The 18,769-nt window shown below is 31.7% G+C and carries 20 protein-coding genes and 1 pseudogene; 10 read left to right on the top strand and 11 right to left on the bottom strand.

Features of this window, described 5'->3' with window-relative positions; all coding sequences use genetic code 11:
• Window positions 1–587: 587 nt before the first annotated feature.
• From BOW55_RS18650 to rpsF, 4 genes are all read right to left on the bottom strand, one after another.
• Window positions 588–1,061: a DUF6495 family protein gene (locus tag BOW55_RS18650; protein ID WP_089052248.1), complete on the bottom strand. Its 474-nt coding sequence runs from the start codon at window positions 1,059–1,061 to the stop codon at window positions 588–590.
• A 145-nt stretch (window positions 1,062–1,206) separates the two neighbouring features.
• Window positions 1,207–1,647, bottom strand: a complete 441-nt coding sequence (gene rplI, locus BOW55_RS18645; protein WP_089052249.1) for a 50S ribosomal protein L9 — start codon at window positions 1,645–1,647, stop codon at window positions 1,207–1,209.
• Window positions 1,648–1,715: 68 nt separating this feature from the next.
• On the bottom strand, window positions 1,716–2,012 hold the full coding sequence (rpsR, locus tag BOW55_RS18640) for a 30S ribosomal protein S18 (protein WP_002987043.1): 297 nt from the start codon (window positions 2,010–2,012) through the stop codon (window positions 1,716–1,718).
• Between the two features lie 5 nt (window positions 2,013–2,017).
• On the bottom strand, window positions 2,018–2,359 hold the full coding sequence (gene rpsF, locus BOW55_RS18635; protein ID WP_007810575.1) for a 30S ribosomal protein S6: 342 nt from the start codon (window positions 2,357–2,359) through the stop codon (window positions 2,018–2,020).
• A 176-nt stretch (window positions 2,360–2,535) separates the two neighbouring features.
• Between rpsF and BOW55_RS18630 the strand changes: the two genes are divergently transcribed.
• Window positions 2,536–3,231 (top strand): LytTR family DNA-binding domain-containing protein, encoded by a 696-nt coding sequence (locus BOW55_RS18630; protein ID WP_071637338.1) that lies wholly within the window; start codon window positions 2,536–2,538, stop codon window positions 3,229–3,231.
• A 3-nt stretch (window positions 3,232–3,234) separates the two neighbouring features.
• Here the strand turns inward: BOW55_RS18630 and priA are convergent, their stop codons facing one another.
• The 5 genes from priA to nadC form a co-directional block, all read right to left on the bottom strand.
• Window positions 3,235–5,685 carry a primosomal protein N' gene (gene priA, locus BOW55_RS18625; RefSeq protein WP_129025755.1) on the bottom strand — a complete coding sequence of 817 codons (2,451 nt, stop codon included), beginning with the start codon at window positions 5,683–5,685 and terminating at the stop codon, window positions 3,235–3,237.
• Between the two features lie 29 nt (window positions 5,686–5,714).
• Complete coding sequence (gene bla-B1-FLAV / locus BOW55_RS18620; RefSeq protein ID WP_129025753.1) at window positions 5,715–6,455, bottom strand: subclass B1 metallo-beta-lactamase; 741 nt, start codon at window positions 6,453–6,455, stop codon at window positions 5,715–5,717.
• 10 nt (window positions 6,456–6,465) lie between these two features.
• Window positions 6,466–6,897, bottom strand: a complete 432-nt coding sequence (locus tag BOW55_RS18615) for a DUF2147 domain-containing protein (protein WP_129025751.1) — start codon at window positions 6,895–6,897, stop codon at window positions 6,466–6,468.
• Window positions 6,806–7,822: a YihY/virulence factor BrkB family protein gene (locus BOW55_RS18610; protein WP_241686612.1), complete on the bottom strand. Its 1,017-nt coding sequence runs from the start codon at window positions 7,820–7,822 to the stop codon at window positions 6,806–6,808. The genes BOW55_RS18615 and BOW55_RS18610 overlap by 92 nt, the downstream gene beginning before the upstream one ends.
• Before the next feature lie 72 nt (window positions 7,823–7,894).
• Window positions 7,895–8,752 carry a carboxylating nicotinate-nucleotide diphosphorylase gene (gene nadC / locus BOW55_RS18605; protein ID WP_129025749.1) on the bottom strand — a complete coding sequence of 286 codons (858 nt, stop codon included), beginning with the start codon at window positions 8,750–8,752 and terminating at the stop codon, window positions 7,895–7,897.
• Window positions 8,753–9,015: 263 nt separating this feature from the next.
• Between nadC and BOW55_RS18600 the strand changes: the two genes are divergently transcribed.
• From BOW55_RS18600 to rlmH, 6 genes and pseudogenes are all read left to right on the top strand, one after another.
• Window positions 9,016–10,116, top strand: coding sequence for a DNA alkylation repair protein (locus BOW55_RS18600; protein ID WP_129025747.1), 1,101 nt, complete (start codon window positions 9,016–9,018; stop codon window positions 10,114–10,116).
• Window positions 10,117–10,396: 280 nt separating this feature from the next.
• Window positions 10,397–11,278 (top strand): pirin family protein, encoded by an 882-nt coding sequence (locus tag BOW55_RS18595; RefSeq protein ID WP_129025745.1) that lies wholly within the window; start codon window positions 10,397–10,399, stop codon window positions 11,276–11,278.
• Between the two features lie 3 nt (window positions 11,279–11,281).
• Entirely contained in the window at window positions 11,282–11,677 is a 396-nt protein-coding gene (locus tag BOW55_RS18590; RefSeq protein ID WP_129025743.1) for an OsmC family protein, read from the top strand.
• Between the two features lie 5 nt (window positions 11,678–11,682).
• A complete protein-coding gene (locus BOW55_RS18585; protein ID WP_129025742.1) occupies window positions 11,683–11,967 on the top strand; it encodes a GNAT family N-acetyltransferase in 285 nt (94 codons plus the stop codon).
• A gap of 195 nt (window positions 11,968–12,162) precedes the next feature.
• Window positions 12,163–13,578 (top strand): adenosine deaminase, encoded by a 1,416-nt coding sequence (locus tag BOW55_RS18580; RefSeq protein ID WP_129025740.1) that lies wholly within the window; start codon window positions 12,163–12,165, stop codon window positions 13,576–13,578.
• A gap of 235 nt (window positions 13,579–13,813) precedes the next feature.
• Window positions 13,814–14,286: pseudogene (gene rlmH, locus BOW55_RS18575) on the top strand (23S rRNA (pseudouridine(1915)-N(3))-methyltransferase RlmH).
• 40 nt (window positions 14,287–14,326) lie between these two features.
• On the opposite strand, the gene BOW55_RS18570 reads toward rlmH, so the two are convergent.
• Both BOW55_RS18570 and folP read right to left on the bottom strand, forming a co-directional pair.
• Complete coding sequence (locus BOW55_RS18570) at window positions 14,327–14,974, bottom strand: hypothetical protein (RefSeq protein WP_129025738.1); 648 nt, start codon at window positions 14,972–14,974, stop codon at window positions 14,327–14,329.
• Window positions 14,975–15,120: 146 nt separating this feature from the next.
• On the bottom strand, window positions 15,121–15,945 hold the full coding sequence (folP, locus tag BOW55_RS18565; RefSeq protein WP_129025736.1) for a dihydropteroate synthase: 825 nt from the start codon (window positions 15,943–15,945) through the stop codon (window positions 15,121–15,123).
• Window positions 15,946–16,092: 147 nt separating this feature from the next.
• Between folP and BOW55_RS18560 the strand changes: the two genes are divergently transcribed.
• From BOW55_RS18560 to BOW55_RS18550, 3 genes are all read left to right on the top strand, one after another.
• The gene (locus tag BOW55_RS18560) at window positions 16,093–16,632 is read left to right on the top strand and encodes a DUF1599 domain-containing protein (RefSeq protein WP_129025734.1); all 540 of its coding nucleotides are present in this window, start codon (window positions 16,093–16,095) and stop codon (window positions 16,630–16,632) included.
• 97 nt (window positions 16,633–16,729) lie between these two features.
• On the top strand, window positions 16,730–17,830 hold the full coding sequence (locus BOW55_RS18555) for a BT_3928 family protein (protein ID WP_129025732.1): 1,101 nt from the start codon (window positions 16,730–16,732) through the stop codon (window positions 17,828–17,830).
• Between the two features lie 151 nt (window positions 17,831–17,981).
• Complete coding sequence (locus BOW55_RS18550; protein ID WP_129025730.1) at window positions 17,982–18,644, top strand: DUF2974 domain-containing protein; 663 nt, start codon at window positions 17,982–17,984, stop codon at window positions 18,642–18,644.
• Window positions 18,645–18,769: the final 125 nt, after the last annotated feature.

Raw genomic sequence — 18,769 nt, 5'->3', positions numbered from 1 at the left:
AATACCTAATGACAAAAATGAATAAAGAAAGTAATGATTAATTCCATAAGCAGTCTTAATTAAGTTATTATAAAAACTTCAACTCTCATTATTATAGAAGTAAACAATTAAGTATTAAAAAATACCTTATTTAAGAATGTAATTTCCAAGAAATAAGAAAAACTAACTTGTTTAACTTTTCTAAACTAAAATTAGAAAAAGAAAAACATTTAAACAAACGTAAAATTCTATTTTTTGATTCAAAAAAACTAAAAACGTGAGAACATCAGAAAAACCTATAGTTAAACTGCATCTTTTTATCGTCAAGCATCAATCAAAATTCTTTGTTTTTTGTGTTAAACTTTTTATTGTAGTACATGTACTACAATAAAAAGAAAAATCAATCAAAAAAATACCAAAACTAGCCAAACAAGGAACAAATCTTACATTTACACCTGAAAATTTCAATTTATTGCAGTATTAAGAAAAAAAGCGTAGAAATACGGGGTAAAAAAACAGCAAAGCTTAAACAAAAGTTAAAAAATTAAAAAAGGCAAACAATTGCAATAAGCAACTATTTACCTTTTACTTCATTATTAATTTAAAAACTAAGATTCAATTATCGAATTAATCTGAGAAAATAATTGTCCATCACTTAAAAAAGCTCCTTGCTGAATCAACTCAAATATAGATGCATTTCTATCTTCAGTAAATACCTTCTTTCCAACCTTCATTTCAATGTTTTCAGTAAACATATTATCAGACAACCATTGTAAACCTTCCGTAGTTAAAAAATCAGTTTCTTCAACTAATGATTTCAAAACTATTGATTGTACATGAGTTTCAAAACACTGAAACAAGAAAATATGATTTCTCGAGAAATGCTCTAAATATTCAGCTCTTGACAATACCCCTTCCCAAATTAAATCTGAGAAAACATCTAATTCCTGCTCAGCAACTTCAGGTTTGTTTACTTTCAGAGCATCCCACTCTGCTTTATCAATAGCTTGTGTCGCTAAAAAGCTAGCAAATTCAGCATGTAATTCATCAAATTGTTCTTTTGTTAATCTTGCGTATTTCATTTTATTTTAGGCTTTATGCTTTACGTTGTAAGCTTTAAGCAATACGCTATAAGCTACCAACCATAAGTCTAATTATTACTATTGATCTGTATTAAACAAAAAAATCCCGATTTACATCGGGATTTTCATATAATCTTTAAAACTATTACTTTTCAGCAACAATTTCGTAAGCTAACTCAACGATTACATCTCTGTGTAGACGAACTGAAGCATTGTATTTTCCAGTACGTTTAACGATTCCACTAGTGATGAATTTTCTATCGATAGCATTTCCAGATTTCTCTAAAGCTTCAGCGATATCAATATTCGTGATAGAACCAAAAAGTTTCTCTCCACCAGCTTTTGCTGTAAGTTTAATTTCAAGAGCTTTTAAAGTTTCAGCTAATGCTTTAGCATCAGCAACAACTTTAGCTTCTTTATGTGCTCTTTGTTTTAGGTTTTCAGCTAAAACTTTTTTAGCAGAAGGAGTTGCCAATGTAGCAAAACCTTGAGGAATTAAAAAGTTACGACCGTAACCAGGTTTTACAGATACTACATCATCTTTAAATCCTAAGTTTTGTACGTCTTGTTTTAAAATAATTTCCATGTTGTTGTCCTTATTTTTAGAAGTTAGGTTCTGATCTAACAGAAACCAGCGACTAGATTTTTTTTATACTATTTTAATAAATCGGCCACGTATGGCATTAAAGCTAAGTGACGAGCTCTTTTTACAGCTACAGAAACTTTTCTTTGGTATTTTAATGAAGTTCCAGTTAAACGACGAGGAAGAATTTTTCCTTGCTCATTTACGAATTTCAATAAGAAATCAGCATCTTTGTAATCGATGTATTTGATTCCTGATTTTTTGAAACGACAATACTTTTTAGTTTTGTTAGTTTCAATGTTTAAAGGCGTTAAATATCTGATATCTCCGTCTTTTTTTCCTTTTGCAGATTGTTCGATTGTAGACATAATAATTACGCTTTAGTAGATTTTAATTTTGCTCTTCTTCTTTCCGCCCATGAAATAGCATGTTTGTCTAAACTTACAGTTAAGAAACGCATAACTCTTTCGTCACGTCTGAATTCAGTTTCAAAAGCAATTAGAACTTCTCCAGCTACTTTGAATTCGAATAAATGGTAAAAACCACTTTTTTTGTTTTGGATTTCGTAAGCCATTTTTTTAAGACCCCAATCCTCTTTCGATACCATTTCAGCTCCTCTACTAGTAAGAAATTCTTCAAATTTCGTTACTGTTTCCTTCACCTGAACCTCAGATAAAACGGGATTTAAAATGAAAACAGTTTCATAATGATTCATAAATACAATATTTATTTGTTAAAATTGGGTGCAAAAGTAATCATAATTTTTAAATATACAACACTTTTTTACTTTTATTCGTTGTAATGTAAAAAACAGAGCTTAACTTTAGTTTTTTTTACAAAAAAATAATACATTTACTATTGCTATCCTGAATTTATTCTAAATTTATTGTTATGAAACTAAACTGTGTTGTTGTAGATGATAGTTCTATACAAAGGACAATTATTGCAAAATTAGTCAATAATCACCCAGGTTTGCATTTAATCGGTGATTTTTCTAATGCAATTGAAGCGAAGAGTTGTATCTCTTTAAATAATATCGACCTAATATTTCTTGATATAGAAATGCCTGTTATAAACGGCTTTGACTTCCTTGATGGACTAAAGTCTAAACCGCAGATTATATTCATTACTTCTAAAGCTGAATACGCTTTGAAAGCTTTTGATTATGATGCGACCGATTATTTGCAAAAACCTATTGCCGTTGACCGTTTTAATGCTTCTGTAAAAAGAGCTATAGATATGCATTTGCTTAAAAAAGAAGTTAAAGAAGAAGAAGGCGAACATATTTTTATCAAAAGCAACCTTAAAAAACTTAAAATCTTCACCGCAAAAATCAAATGGATCGAAGCTTTTGGAGACTATGTAAGAGTGGTTACTGAAGACGACAGTAATTTGGTACTTTCAACTATGAAGTCTTTTGAAAATGACTTATCAAAAGATAAATTTATTCGTGTACACAAATCGTACATCATTAATATAGATAAAGTAGAACGTTTTAACAGCAAGTTTGCCGAGATCGGGATTACTAAAATTCCGCTTAGCCGCAACAAAAAAGAAGACTTAGTAAAAGCATTATCAACGTCGTAATTTTTAATAAAAATCGACATTAACAACAACCTTTACTGCTCTGTACTGAGCAACAGCCTCAAAACTATTCAATATTTTTTGGATAGTTTTTTTTGTACTCCCTAATGGAATTTCCTGTGGAATTTTAATCAAAATAGTTCGAATATACTCGTTTCGGATTCTATTTATTGCAGGCTCTTCAGGACCCAAAACCGGCATTTTTAAGTTCTGACTTAAAACCTGATACAACCACATAGAACCCTCTTTTAGCTTTTCAAACTCACGATGTTTTAAAGTAAGTTTAATAATCCTGAAATAAGGCGGGTATTTATAAATCATCCTATCATACAATTGCTCCTTATACATACCCATATAATTATGATTTGTAACTTGTTGAATCGTGTTATGATTTGGATTGTATGTTTGAATCACCACTTTGCCCTGTTTTTCAGATCTCCCTGCCCTTCCTGCAACCTGCGTCATCATTTGAAAACTGCGTTCAAAAGCTCTAAAATCTGGATGATGCAGCATATTATCAGCATTCATAATTCCAACCAAACTCACATTATCAAAATCAAGACCTTTGGCAAGCATTTGTGTTCCAACCAAAATATCCACCTCCCTATTTTTGAAAGTATCGATAATTTTTTCAAAGCCAAATTTACCTCGCGTTGTATCTTGATCCATTCTGGCTGTTTTAGCTTTTGGAAAAAGAGAAATCAATTCCTGTTCAATTTGTTCCGTCCCAAAACCTTTAGTTGTCAAATCTATACTCGAACAGCTATGACAATGTGTTGGCTTTGCAATTGAATAACCACAATAATGACAACGCAATTGATTTTTAAATTTATGAAATGTCAAACTAACATCACATTGCTGACAATGCGGTACATGACCACAAGTCATACATTCTATTATAGGTGAATAACCTCTTCTGTTTTGAAATAAAATTACCTGTTCACCTAAAGACAAAGCTTCGGCAATTTCTTCAATTAAAAGATCACTAAAATGCCCCGTCATTCTTTTTCTGAAATGTTTGTCTTTTAAATCAACCAAAACCACTTCAGGCATTCGAACATTTTTGTAGCGCTCGGTTAAAGTTACCAAGCCATATTTATCTGTTTGAGTATTAAAATAAGTTTCTATACTCGGGGTCGCAGATCCTAATAGTACTTTGGCATTATGAAAATTTGCCAAAACAATTGCAGAGTCGCGTGCATGATATCTTGGTGCAGGATCAGTTTGCTTAAAAGTCTGCTCATGTTCTTCATCAACAATAAGTAAACCCAAACTATTAAAAGGCAGAAACAAGGCAGACCTCGCTCCTATTACAATCTGTGCTTTTTCAGAATTTTCAAGCGTTTGTTTCCAAACCTCAACTCGTTCATTATTGCTGTATTTTGAATGAAAAACAGCAATTTTATCTCCAAAATGAAGCCTCAATCGAGAAACTAATTGTGTTGTAAGTGCAATTTCCGGCAGCAAGTACAAAATCTGTTTACCCGTTTCTAAATATTCTTCAATCAGCTTAATGTAAATTTCTGTCTTTCCACTTGATGTAACACCATGCAGAAGACAAACTTCTTTTTCTAAAAAACTATTTTTAATTGCAGTAAAAGCATTTTCCTGAGCTTCGCTTAATTGAAGTTCTTTTTCCGATTTTTCTCCATTAAATGAAACACGATCGTGCTGTAAATAATACTCTTCAAAAATTTCTTTCTCGATTAAAACTTTTACAACAGCCGAAGTAGAATTTGAAACTTCAATCAATTTCTTTACCGTAATTGGTTTCTTTTCTGAAGCGCTTATCTGAAAATAAGCCAATACAATTTCTTTTTGCTTATTAGCACTTTTTAAAACCTCAAGCAGTTCTCCTAAACCATTATCTGATTCATATTGTGAATGTAATTTTACATAACGAATCAGCTTTGGTTTATAACTTTCTTTTATTTCTTCTTCTAAAACAATAATATCCTTTGCAATTAATTTTTGAAGAATTGGCAGAATATTTTTCTTATTTAAAATCGAAACAATCTCCTGAACTTTAAGTGAACTTTGATGCTGCAGCGCTTCATAAACTAAAAACTCATCATCTGAAAGTTCTGAATCATTTACAACAACTTCTGGTTTGTGCGAAACAATAGTTTCACTTTCTAATAATAATCCAGTTGGAAAAGCACCGCGATAAACATCGCCAATGCCGCACATATAATAATTAGCAACCCAAAGCCAATGTTTAATCTGCGTTTCGGTCGCAATAGGTTTTTCATCTAAAATCTGATGAATTTCTTTTGCCTCATATAATGTTGGTGCGTTTTCGTGTATGTCGATCACCAACGCCGTATAAATTTTACTTTTACCAAATGGCACTGCCACCCTCATACCCTTTTTTATAAAATGATATTCAGCTTCAGAAACGCGATAGGTAAAAGTTTTAGCTAAAGAAAGCGGTAAAACAACTTCGATAAAAAACATGCACTAATTTTATATGATTTGGAAATTTATTATTTTCCTGAAGGTTTAGCTAAATAATCATTAACCAATTTCAAAGTATGATTTAGAGATTTTGCAGTAGTTCCATCGTCATGACCCGGAATAACATAAACAGGCTTCTTGAATTTGGTTTGCACTTTATGCATCGATTTCTGCCATTCTTTTACATCCGCATCTCCTAAATAACCAAGATCAACAGCAGATATACTTTTTACAAAACAACCTCCGTAAAGTACTTTCTCTTTATTAAACCATACAACAACATTATCAGAAGCATGGCCTTTTCCTGGATAATAAACCTCAAAAGTATGCTGACCGACTGTAAATGTGGTATCATTCGGAATTATAAATTCTGCCCTGCCTTCGTTATTCTTTTTAAGAATATCATCTGTTAATTTGATTGTATAGGTTTTAATTCCCTTCTTTCTATAAAAATCCAATCCTCCAGCACGATCTTCGTGAGAATGCGTTGCAAAATGCATTATAACCTTTTTATTATGTCTTGCTTTTATCGTATCTAATAAAGGCTGAAACTGCGTTTTATCCCAAGGGGCATCAAACAAAACCACACCTTTACTTGTAACCAAATACAAAGCATTGGCAGAAATCTTTGTTCCTTTATAATCATGAAATGTTTTATAAACATAAAAGTCACCCGTAAGATGACTTATTTGTAATGGCGAGTTCTTAGATTGTCCAAAACTATTTGAAGCTAAGACTAAGAATAAAACTATCGAAGCTAATTTTCGCATATTTTAAAAGTTAATTTTTCACTCGTGTCCAATATTGTGTTCTTCCCATTAAAGAAATTCCAACATAACCGCGAAGTTTCAATTTATCTGCAGATTCTAATGAAATATAACATTTGTATTTTTTACCATTTGTAGGATCTAAAATAGTTCCTCCGTTATATTCAGAACCATCTTTTTTAAGACCATTCATAATAACCATTCCTAAAATAGGTTTATTCTTCTCAGCACCATCACATTTAGTACAAACATCCTTTTTATGATCAGCACGAAGAATTTCAACTATTTTACCGTAAATTTTTCCAGATTTTTCATAAACCTCTACTATAGATTTTGCCTCACCCGTTTCATCGTCAATAGTTTTCCATTTTCCGATAACACTTTGAGATTGCATTGTACTTAATGCGAAGAAAAAAACACCAATTGTTAAGATCCAATTTTTCATACCTATTTATTTTTTTTTGTTTTAATTTTCTGATTGAGGCATTCAGTTCAAAACCCAAAAGCAGAATCATACAGTTTATCCAAATGTAAAACATTAGAATTAATAATGTTCCAATTGAACCATAAAGTTCGTTATATTTTGAGAATTTTATAACCCAAATCCCAAAAAAGAACGAAGATATAACAATTAAGATTGTTGTAAAAACCGATCCTATACTTATAAAAGGCACTTTATTATACTGCTTTGTACCATAACGCAATAATATTGAAGATGTTATCAAAATCATCAGCATAATAAATAAATATCTACTTAAAATGATCAACGGAATACGATCACTCAAAACATCCTGAATAATTGTTTTTTGAATAAAAACCTCAAAAACAACAATAGTAGCCACCGTTACAAACAGTATAATAGTCATAACAAGCGAAATGGCCAATGCAACCAAATATTGTTTTAAAAAGCCACGCTTATCAAAAACATGTTTAGAAGACTCGAAGCCGCTTAAAATTCCGTTAATACCATTTGCCATTAAAAAAATCGAAAGCAAAAATCCCGATGATAACAATCCAGAGTGACTATTATTTAAAATATCACTAATAATTTTACTAATAGCATCGTAAGTATTTGGAGGAACTCCCTGCTGCACAAACTGTAAAAAATCGGCCTGAAAACCTTCTATCGGAATAAAAGGAATTAAGTTTAAAATAAATAACGCAAAAGGAAATAAAGCCATAAAAAAGCTAAAAGAAACAGCACTGGCATGATACGAAAATGCACCTTCAATAATTCCTAAGGTATACATTTCAAGCAAATCATACAGCGAAAAACCTTCCAGCCAAGGCAATTTTATCTTCTTAAAAAATCGGGCTATAGAACGTATTACAGGTACTTTTTCAATCCGATCTTCTATTTCTTGAGACATACTATTTTAGATTTTAGATTGTTGAGTTGGATTTTAGATTACAAAAGTTACACCTTAAAACACTTTACTCAATTAAAAAGCTTTTAAACTCAAGTCCATATTATAAACAGAATGAGTTAATGCTCCAGACGAAATATAATCTACACCGCAAAGCCCGTATTCACGAATCGTTTTTTCACTGATATTTCCTGAAGATTCTGTCTGACATTTTGAACCAATCAAAGCTACAGCAGTTTTAGTATCTTCATAATTAAAATTATCAATTAAAATTCTGTGAACACCGTCACTCAACAAAATTTCACGAATTTCATCAAGATTTCTAGCCTCAACAATAATTTTTAAATCTAGATTATTCTCTTTCAAATACTCTTTCGTTTTTTTTATAGCAAGCGTAATACCGCCGGCAAAATCAATATGATTATCCTTCAACATTACCATATCATATAAAGCATAACGATGGTTTTCTCCACCTCCAATTTTCACCGCCCATTTTTCTGCTGCTCTAAAATTTGGAGTCGTTTTGCGAGTATCTAATATTTTAGCTCCCGTTCCTTCTAAAAGCTGTACACAATGATTTGTTTTGGTTGCAATTGCAGACATTCTCTGCATAGTATTTAAAACTACTCTTTCGGCCTTCAAAATAGATTGAGAACTTCCAGAAACTTCAAAAACAATTTCACCATATTCTACATGCGTTCCATCTTCAATAAAAGTTTTTACCTTTAATTTTGGATCAACATAATCAAATATCATTTTCGCAAGTGCAACACCAGCAATAATTCCCTGATCTTTTACCAATAATCTTGCTTGACCATGAGCAGTATCAGGAATACAAGCAAGAGAACTATAATCGCCTGATCCTACATCTTCTCTAATCGCATTACGAATCAAAAGTTCTAATTCTGATTGAAATTGAGCTTCACTTATCATTTTTCTATTTTTTATAATAGGCTAAATTATGACTTATTTTATGGAATTAAAAGTTTCCATTGTACGAAAAGTTTCTTATTAACTTTTTTTTATCAGCTGCGGATTATTAAAATTAAAATGATTTCAAAAAATCTGCGCTAATCTTTTTAATCTATCACATAAATCTTTAGTGGAAATATTTAAAGTTTATATTTTTTTCAACTAAAATCCGCATCCACAATTAAAAACATTAAATATCTTTGAGGTTCAAGCAAACAAAATTTATGGGATTAATTAAAGATATTTACTCGGTTTCTTTCTACGAAAAATTTAGTCAGGCTGTAGCCGAAGTGCATCCAACATTCAACAAACAAAAATTTATTGAAGCAATTTATGAAGGTGATTTTGCTCAAAAAGAATGGAAAGAAAGAATGAAACATACCACAGTTGTATTTCATCAATTTATGCCGCAAAATTTCCCAGAAGCTGTTTCTCTAATTGACAAAATCATTGAGAATTTAAAGAAAAATAATTTCACAGACAGCAATCTGGCTTTTATCTTCTTTGCCGATTATATCGAAATTTACGGTTTAGACGATTTTAAAACTTCGACGAAAGCCTTTGTTTCTATAACACAATTTATAAGCTGTGAATTTGCTGTTCGTCCTTTTATTCTAAAATACAAAGAGCAAATGATCGACGAAATGGTAAAATGGTCACAGCACGAAAATCATCACGTACGTCGTTTAGCCAGCGAAGGCTCGCGCCCAAGATTACCGTGGGCAATGGCAATTCCGTTCTTGAAAAATGATCCTTCTTCTATCCTGCCTATTTTAGAAAACCTAAAAAACGATCCTTCCGAATATGTCCGAAGAAGTGTTGCTAATAACTTAAATGATATTGCAAAAGATAATCCGCAAATTGTATTAGAAATCGCTTCTAGATGGAAAGGTCAAAACAAAGAAACTGATGGAATTATCAAACACGGCTGTAGAACATTATTAAAACAAGGACATCCTGAAATTTTAAGTCATTATGGTTTAGAAAGCACGAATATCGAACTATCATCATTTGAAGTTAAAACACCTGTTGTAAAAATTGGTGATTATCTGCAATTTCATTTTCACTTAAACAATAAAAACGAAGACCCAAAAACGATTCGTTTAGAATATGCCGTTCATTACAAAAAAGCAAAAGGACATTTGGCTAAAAAAGTATTTAAAATCAGTGAGAAAGTTTACCATCCGAATCAATTAACCAAAATTGAAAGAAACCAATCTTTCAAATTAATTACAACAAGAGTTTTTCATACAGGAACGCATCAATTGTCGATTATTATTAATGGAACGGAAAGTGAAGTTTTAGAATTTGAATTGATAGAATAATCATAACGCATTCTCGCATCTTTGTCATTCCGAGGAACGAGGAATCACACTAGAGATTCGACAAAGATTGGCTCATTATTTTGCTGAGTTTTTTGTGTGATTCCTCGTTCCTCGGAATGACAAACAGAACTAAATAAAAAGAAGCATTTGAATTATTCTACATTTTCCTTACTTTTATAATTCGCAAAAAAAACCAAAACAAACTTTTCTTAATCTAAATTAAGCTACAGACAAGCGTCGTTACTTTAATTTTGTTTTCAAATCAAATAAAAAATACCACATGTCAAATATCAGTTTAATTATCGAAGAACGTGCTGCCAATATTGGCAACTTTATGGTAGGTCGTTTGTTGCCTTTCCGTGAAAAAAGAGCTGTTGGTCCATTTGTATTTATCGATCATATGGGACCTGCGCATTTAAGTGATCATGAAAATATGGATGTTCCTCCACACCCACATATTGGACTTTCGACTTTGACATTCTTGTTTGAAGGAAGCATTATGCATCGTGACAGCTTAGGAACCGAATTGGAAATAAAACCTGGCGCCGTAAACTGGATGACAGCCGGAAAAGGAATTGTTCACTCTGAAAGAACTCCAGAATATTTAAGACATTCAGACAAAATGCTTCACGGATTGCAGATTTGGGTAGCGCTTCCAAAAGAATTGGAACAAATGGATCCTAATTTCACGCATGTTGAAGCAGATGACATTCCAGCTTGGGAAGAAGATGGCGTTTCATACAAATTAATTGCCGGTGAAGCTTTTGGGAAAAAATCTCCAGTTCCTGTTTATAGTCCGCTTTATTTTATTGAGATCAAAAGTAAAGAAGCTAAAAAAATCAATATTGGAAGTCATCTATTTGGCGAAAGTGGTTTGTACATTCTTGAAGGAAGCATCAAAAGCGGAGAACATATTTACGACCCAAAACAAATTTTAATTACAAACGACAGTACACTTTGTGAGTTTGAAATTGCCGAAAATTCAACTGTTTATATCTTTGGCGGACAGCCGTTTCCTGAAGAACATTTTATCTTTTGGAACTTCGTTTCATCAGATAAAAACCTCATCGAAAAAGCCAAACAAGACTGGACAGCACAGACTTTTCCAAAAGTTCCAGGCGAAACAGAATTCGTTCCGTTACCTGAACCAAGAATCAAATAAATTATGAAAACAATATCAGCACAAATAGATACTCGTTTGTATCGCACCGAAATAACATCATCCAGCGGAAATATAGTAATCGCCGATGAACCTCAAGAAGTTGGAGGAAAAAATCTTGGCTTTAGTCCATCAGAGCTTTTAGCATCTGCATTAGCGTCTTGTACTTTGATTACTTTGCGAATGTATATTAATCGCAAACAATGGGATGTTTCTGAACTCAATGTAAAAGTAGATTTTGAAAGAGACAGTCATCAAAACATTTCTGTATTTACAAGAAAAATTGAAGTTACAGGCGAAGTAGACGAAAAACAAAAACAACGTTTAGAGACTATTGCGAATAGCTGTCCAATACATAAAACATTAACAAACTCAATCGAAATTAAAACCACTTTAATATAATCATCATGGAAATTCAACAAATAAACGATACAAGAAGAGGCTACTTTGAAGCTGTAGAAGACGGACAAGAAGCTGGAAAAATGACTTATACTTGGGCAGGAGACACAAAATTTATTATCGATCATACTGAAGTAAACCCAGATTTTAACGGAAAAGGAGTTGGCAAAAAACTTGTTATGGCTGCCGTAGAATATGCCAGAACTAATAATTTAAAAATTATTCCGCTTTGTCCTTTTGCAAAAAGTATTTTTGATAAAGTCGAAGAAATTCGTGATGTACTTTTTTCTTAAAGTGACAAAGAAACATAGGAACATAGTTTCAAAGATTTTATAGAGACGTACTTTTGTACGTCTTTTTTGTTAATACTTAAAAGACATTTAAAAAAAAACTTTGTCACTTTGTCACTCTGAACCTTTGTCACTTCAAAAGAAATTTTCAAATCTCCGCAGAAACTCGTATATTTGCGCGTAATTTAAACTTAGAGTATGACAAGGATAATTACGCTTTTCTGTATTTTTATAGCACAAATCGGCTTTTCTCAAACAGCTGAAAGTTATTTAGAAAAAATCAGAAATAATGAAGCTCTCTTAACAGCTTTCTTTCAACAAATGCCAAAAGGAGGCGATTTACACCACCATTTTTCAGGATCAATTTATGCAGAACCTCTTTTAGAAAGAGCGATTGCAGAAAACTTTTATTTGAATGTAGAAACTATGGAAGTTTCTAAAACCAAACCTGCAAAAGGAAACTGGGAAAGCTTCTCTTCTCTTAAAGAAAAAGGAAAACTAGACTATTACGAACAGCAAATTATGCAGACTTGGTCTATTAAGGATTATAATGGTTCTGTACCGTCTGACGATCAGTTTTTTGATTCTTTTATGAAATTCGAACCAACTATCGCTGGTCATTTTGCAGAAGGAATGCTTGAATTAAAAAAGCGTGCTATTTCAGAAAATGTAAGTTACATTGAAACGCAATTATCAACGATTCCGTGCAATATGAATGTTTCTGATCTAAACGATTTCAATACAAAACTTCGCCTTGCCGCAAATGCAAAAGATGAAAAAGCGGTTTTAAAACTTTTAGATGAATTGTATAAATCGCTTCAGCAAAAAGATGCCAAAAAATATGCTTTAGATTTTAACAACAATTTTATCGCAAAACTGCATAAAGACTTAAAAATGGATGACGAAAAATTCACAATGCGTTATCAAAACTTTGTACTGCGTTTTATGGATCCGGTAGACTTGTTTAAAAACTTAGTTATTGCTTTTATTTCTTCTAACGAAAGCAAACTGACTGCGGGTGTAAACATCGTTTCTCCAGAACACGGACAAAATTCTATGAAAGATTACTGGCTTCACATGGTGATGTTTAAATATTGTCATTCAAAATTTCCAGAAGTAAAATATACACTTCACGCAGGCGAATTGACTTTAGGTTTGGTTCAGCCAGAAGATTTAACTTGGCATATAAATGATGCGATTTATATCGCGGGCGCTAACAGAATTGGTCACGGAGTTGACATTGCTTACGAAGCAAATTCATACGACTTATTGAAATATATGTCTAAAAACAATATTCCTATTGAGATCAATTTAGCCAGCAATGAGTTTATTTTGAAAGTAAAAGAAAACAGACATCCATTTACTCTTTATAAAGAATTTAATGTACCTATCGTAATCAGTACAGATGATGCAGGAATTTTAAGAACTAATATGACCGAACAATATGTTTTATTAGCAAAAAGGTATCCTGATGTGAATTACGAAACGATTAAAAAATACGTTTACAACAGCATCAATTACAGTTTTATTCAAGATGCAGCAGTAAAAAAACAATTAATAAAAGATTTAGATACTCGTTTTAAAACTTTTGAAGCTAAGTTTTCTAAAAACTAATCTGTGGAAAATTTCACGCAGATTTTGCAGATTTAAGCTGATAAACGCAGTTTTTTTCAAACCAAAATATTAAAAATAAAATAAGCCAAATCTGTTAAATCTGCGAGAGGATATTTTTTTTTCTCGCAGATCAAGCAGATTAAAATTTAATAAAAAATCCTTTTAATCTGTGAAATCTGTGGCTAAAAAATAAATTCGCGACAATTACTGTAATTCGTGGCAAAAGAAAAAAACAATGAACATCAAACTAATCGCAATAGGCAAAACAGACAATAAATCGCTTCAAACTTTGATTGACGATTACACCAAACGTTTGTCATTTTACATCAAATTTGATTTGGAAATTATTCCCGATATCAAAAACGTAAAAACTTATCTGAAAGTCAGCAAAAAGAAAAAGAAGGCGAATTAATTCTGTCAAAACTTTCCCCAACCGATCAATTAATTTTATTAGATGAAAACGGAAAAAACTTCTCCAGCGTTGGTTTTTCTGAAGAATTGCAAAAGAAAATGAATTCTGGCGTAAAAACACTAGTTTTCGTAATTGGAGGTCCTTACGGATTTTCGGAAACGGTTTATAAAAAAGCACAAGGAAAGGTTTCACTTTCGCTAATGACGTTTTCACACCAAATGGTTCGTTTATTTTTTATCGAACAATTGTACCGCGGATTTACGATTTTACGTAACGAACCTTATCATCATCAATAACGGTTAATCGTTGATTTGTTTAATGGTTTAATCGCAGTTTCTAGAAAACAAACTCTTCATCTTCGTTTATAAAAACAAACGGTATCTTTTTATCAATAATTGTTTTTACAAGAATTTTAGATTGAATATAATCTCCATAACTCATGTTTTTATCATATGAAAATGTAATTTGAGCTTTTGGATTTATAACCAAACTATCCAAAAATGGCTTTAAATTACTTTTAGGAAAATCATACGTTTTTCTTCCGCTGTATTGTATCTTTCCGTTCTTTTTAAAATACAGCTGACTTCTATTATTCGCAATTTCCATTTTATAATACACTTTCGTGAAAGGCAGAAAAGCTAAATTCTTTCCGATAGAATCAGCGTAAGAATAATAGTTTTCAGCATTTTCATTTTTGTGAGCACTGTCCGCTCTTTTCTTTTCCTGCATTTTCATAACCTGCGGAATTACCATTTTCAAAGGCAAACGCTTATCGATATTGAAAATCCAATTGGTCGAAATAATAGCACTTTTTCTATTTAAATCAGCAATCGTATCCTTTCCTTCCGTTTTAAAAAAAATGTAAATCGGCGAATGATCTTGCACGTCTTTTACAATTGAAACATTTGCTTTTGGAAGTAAAACGTCTTCTTTTTTTCCACAGGAGAAAAGTAGGAAAGCAATAATTATAGTAAAGTATTTCATATTTGTTTGTTTTTAAACTCAAAGTATGTCATTTCGACGAAAGAGAAATCACACTAGTATTTCCTGAGAGAAATTCGCCAATCTTTGTCGATCTAACAACGAAGATTTCTCCTTCGTCGAAATGACAAACTCGGTGATTATTTCAATTATAAATCTAATTTATTAAACAAAGTAACACATTCCACTGCCTCTTTAACATCATGCACACGCAAAATTTTTGCTCCTTTTGTTAAAGCAATCGTATTTAAAAACGTAGTTCCGTTTAAAGCTTCTTGCGGTGTAATATCAAGTGTTTTATAAATCATTGACTTTCTTGAAATTCCTGCTAAAACAGGCAATTCTAGAAGATTAAAAAGTTCCATTTTTTGCATCACCTCATAATTCTGATCGGTTGTTTTGGCAAAACCAAATCCTGGATCTAGAATCAAATCATTAATTCCTAAACTTCTTGCTTTTTGTACTTTTTCTGAAAAATAAAACAGCATTTCTTTTACAATGTCTTCATATTGCGTCAAACTCTGCATCGTCTGCGGATTGCCGCGCATATGCATCATAATGTATGGAACGTTATATTTTGCAATTACATCAAACATTTTATCATCTAGTTCTCCAGCGGCAATATCGTTTATAATTGCGGCACCGCTTTCTATACTTGCTTTTGCCACTTCGGCTCTAAAAGTATCTATTGATAATAATGCCTTTGGAAAATGTTTTAAAATTAATTCTATAGCTGGAACGATTCTATCGATTTCTTCTTGTTCCGAAACAAATTCGGCACTAGGTTTACTTGAATAAGCGCCAATATCAATAAACGCAGCACCATAAGAAAGCATTTTGTCAACCTGCGAAATAATATCGTCTTCATTTTTATATTTTCCTCCATCAAAGAAAGAATTCGGCGTAACATTCAAAATTCCCATTACTTTAGGAATCGTTAAATCTATAAGTTCGCCTTTGCAATTAATCGTCATTGTTTGTTTTGTTTCAAGTTTCAGGTTTCAAGTTATTACCGTTAACACTTTGTTTAGAAAAAACTTGAAACAAAGAAAACACTAAACTTGAAACTCTTTAATTTAATCCTTATTTTTGGAAAAATTTTAGCAAATATACAGCAATAAATGAAGAATACTTCTCAAGAATTTGATAATGTAATCACGGTTTGCCGAACCTTGTTTATCAATAAAATGAAAGATTACGGCAGTGCGTGGCGAATTTTAAGATTGCCTTCGCTAACGGATCAAATTTTCATAAAAGCGCAAAGAATCAGAAGCTTACAAGAAAACGATGTTCGCAAAGTTGATGAAGATGAAAAAGGAGAATTTATCGGAATCATCAATTATTCTATTATGGCTTTAATTCAGTTAGAATTAGGAGTTGTTGACCAGCCTGATCTTGATGTTGAAAAAGCAACTGAATTGTATGATGCTAAAGTAAAACTTACGAAAGATTTAATGGAAGCCAAAAATCATGATTATGGAGAAGCATGGCGTGATATGCGTGTAAGCTCTTTAACTGATTTAATTCTTCAGAAACTGCTTCGCGTAAAACAAATTGAAGATAACAAAGGTGCAACTTTAGTTTCTGAAGGCATTGACGCTAATTATCAGGATATGATTAATTATGCCGTTTTTGCTTTAATCTTAAACCCAATCAAGTAAATCAAATTACAAAAAAATAAAATCCCAAATTCCAATCTTTGACTTGGTATTTGGTCCCGATAATCATCGGGAGGAATTTAAATTTTAAATATTTGCCATGAAAAACATTATTACTCAGTTCTCCCGCATATTTGTAGGTGTATTATTTATCATTTCGGGATTAATAAAACTAAATGACCCAGTTGGCTTCTCATACAAACTGGCCGAATATTTTAGCGAACCTGTTTTCAACATGCCATTCTTAGAGCCTTTTGCTTTAGGTTTAGCTATTTTTCTAGTGATTTTAGAAGTAGTTTTAGGTGTAATGTTATTAGTTGGCTATAGAGCAACATTGACGATTTGGGCATTACTGCTTCTAATTGTATTCTTTACATTCCTTACCTTCTACTCTGCCTATTTTGATGTAGTAAAAGATTGCGGTTGTTTTGGTGATGCTTTGCATTTAACGCCTTGGCAATCCTTTACAAAAGACATTGTTTTATTATTCTTTATTTTGATTTTATTCATCAATCAAAAATTAATAAAACCATTGTTTTCAACTCCAAAAACCAATTTTGCAGTTTACGTAAGTGTGCTTTTATGTTCGTTAATGGCTGTTTGGGTTTTAAACCACAATCCTATAAAAGATTTCCGTCCGTACAAAGTGGGAACTAACATCGAAAAAGGAATGGAAATTCCAGAAGGAGCTCCAAAGTCTGTAGTTGAGATGATTTTTATCTACAAAGTAAACGGAGTTGACAAAGAATTTACAGAGAAAGATTTAATGAATATTCCAGAAGGTGCAACATTTGTTGACCGTAAAGACAAAGTAATTTCTGAAGGTTATGTACCGCCAATTCACGATTTTACAATGACAAAAGACGATTCTGATTATAAAGATGAATTCTTAAAAGAACCGAAATTAGTAATTTTTGTAACTTATGATTTGACTTTATCTGAACCGTCTGGAATGAAAAAATTAGCAAAAGTTACTGCTGATGCAAAGGCAAAAGGTTACAAAGTAATTGCCATGACAGCATCTGGAGCTGATGAAATTGCAAAAGCCAAAAAGCAATACAACTTAGATGTTGATTTCTATTTCTGTGATGCAACCGCTTTAAAAACGGTTGAAAGAGCAAATCCTAGTATAGTAGTTTTACAAAACGGTACAATTATTCAAAAAGTACATTATAATGATGTTGATGATTTGAAATTGTAATACTTTCAATCAAAATAAATCTTAAAACGCCAATTTTCTATTAAGTCAATTGGCGTTTTTCTTTATTAAGATAGTACATACTAAAAAGAATAAATCTGCCGTTTTGTTTTCTATATTTGTTAAAAGACTCATCAAAAAAACAAACCAATCTATGAAACCATTACCAAAGTTATTGTTTACTTTTTTATTAGCTTTTCTCTCCAGCATTACAAGTTTCGGACAATCGGGAATAACAAAAAAAGACCAACGGTACATTTTCTTCTTACACAATAAATTTGTTGAAGAAAATGATTTAAATACAGCCCATCCTGAATACGGAAAAGCAGAATACAATGAAATTTTAGCATCTTTTAGAAAAGACAATTTTATTGTTTATAGTGAAAAAAGAAAGAAAAACACAAATGCTGCCGATTATGCAGAAAAAATCGTAAAGCAAATTAAAGCACTTATAAAAAAAGGAATTTCTCCAAATAAAATAACTGTCATTGGAACTTCAAAAGGTGGTTATATTGCACAATACGTTTCCACTTATCTAGCAAATCCTGATGTGAATTTTGTTTTTATTGGGTGTTTTCAAGATTCTGACATAGAACAAATTCCGGATATTAATTTCTGCGGCAACATTTTAACGATTTATGAAAAATCAGATATTTATGGCGTTTCAGCAATTAAACGAAAAGAAACTTCTAAGCTTAAAATAAATCACTTTAAGGAAATCGAACTGAATACCAATTTAAAACATGGCTTTTTATACAAAGCTTCAGATAACTGGATTGCTCCAAGTAAAAAATGGGCAACCGGAGATTATAATTAACCAATCAAAAAAACAGTATTAAAGCCTTCAATAATTCATTTTTATTGAAGGCTTTTTGATTGAAATCTGACGTTTTTTTACTTCAAAAAATATTCTACAAAATAAAGTTTTAACAATTCTATGAT

The organism is Flavobacterium sp. YO12 (assembly GCF_004119495.1).
Lineage (GTDB): Bacteria > Bacteroidota > Bacteroidia > Flavobacteriales > Flavobacteriaceae > Flavobacterium.
Note: the sequence above shows the minus strand (reverse complement) of the source record. Positions and strands in the feature narration are given on the sequence as shown.

Coding starts and splice junctions, on each gene's coding strand:
- BOW55_RS18650 (WP_089052248.1), bottom strand. CDS start 1,061: ATGAAATACGCAAGATTAACAAAAGAACAATTTGATGAATTACATGCT.
- rplI (WP_089052249.1), bottom strand. CDS start 1,647: ATGGAAATTATTTTAAAACAAGACGTACAAAACTTAGGATTTAAAGAT.
- rpsR (WP_002987043.1), bottom strand. CDS start 2,012: ATGTCTACAATCGAACAATCTGCAAAAGGAAAAAAAGACGGAGATATC.
- rpsF (WP_007810575.1), bottom strand. CDS start 2,359: ATGAATCATTATGAAACTGTTTTCATTTTAAATCCCGTTTTATCTGAG.
- BOW55_RS18630 (WP_071637338.1), top strand. CDS start 2,536: ATGAAACTAAACTGTGTTGTTGTAGATGATAGTTCTATACAAAGGACA.
- priA (WP_129025755.1), bottom strand. CDS start 5,685: ATGTTTTTTATCGAAGTTGTTTTACCGCTTTCTTTAGCTAAAACTTTT.
- bla-B1-FLAV (WP_129025753.1), bottom strand. CDS start 6,455: ATGCGAAAATTAGCTTCGATAGTTTTATTCTTAGTCTTAGCTTCAAAT.
- BOW55_RS18615 (WP_129025751.1), bottom strand. CDS start 6,897: ATGAAAAATTGGATCTTAACAATTGGTGTTTTTTTCTTCGCATTAAGT.
- BOW55_RS18610 (WP_241686612.1), bottom strand. CDS start 7,822: ATGTCTCAAGAAATAGAAGATCGGATTGAAAAAGTACCTGTAATACGT.
- nadC (WP_129025749.1), bottom strand. CDS start 8,752: ATGATAAGTGAAGCTCAATTTCAATCAGAATTAGAACTTTTGATTCGT.
- BOW55_RS18600 (WP_129025747.1), top strand. CDS start 9,016: ATGGGATTAATTAAAGATATTTACTCGGTTTCTTTCTACGAAAAATTT.
- BOW55_RS18595 (WP_129025745.1), top strand. CDS start 10,397: ATGTCAAATATCAGTTTAATTATCGAAGAACGTGCTGCCAATATTGGC.
- BOW55_RS18590 (WP_129025743.1), top strand. CDS start 11,282: ATGAAAACAATATCAGCACAAATAGATACTCGTTTGTATCGCACCGAA.
- BOW55_RS18585 (WP_129025742.1), top strand. CDS start 11,683: ATGGAAATTCAACAAATAAACGATACAAGAAGAGGCTACTTTGAAGCT.
- BOW55_RS18580 (WP_129025740.1), top strand. CDS start 12,163: ATGACAAGGATAATTACGCTTTTCTGTATTTTTATAGCACAAATCGGC.
- BOW55_RS18570 (WP_129025738.1), bottom strand. CDS start 14,974: ATGAAATACTTTACTATAATTATTGCTTTCCTACTTTTCTCCTGTGGA.
- folP (WP_129025736.1), bottom strand. CDS start 15,945: ATGACGATTAATTGCAAAGGCGAACTTATAGATTTAACGATTCCTAAA.
- BOW55_RS18560 (WP_129025734.1), top strand. CDS start 16,093: ATGAAGAATACTTCTCAAGAATTTGATAATGTAATCACGGTTTGCCGA.
- BOW55_RS18555 (WP_129025732.1), top strand. CDS start 16,730: ATGAAAAACATTATTACTCAGTTCTCCCGCATATTTGTAGGTGTATTA.
- BOW55_RS18550 (WP_129025730.1), top strand. CDS start 17,982: ATGAAACCATTACCAAAGTTATTGTTTACTTTTTTATTAGCTTTTCTC.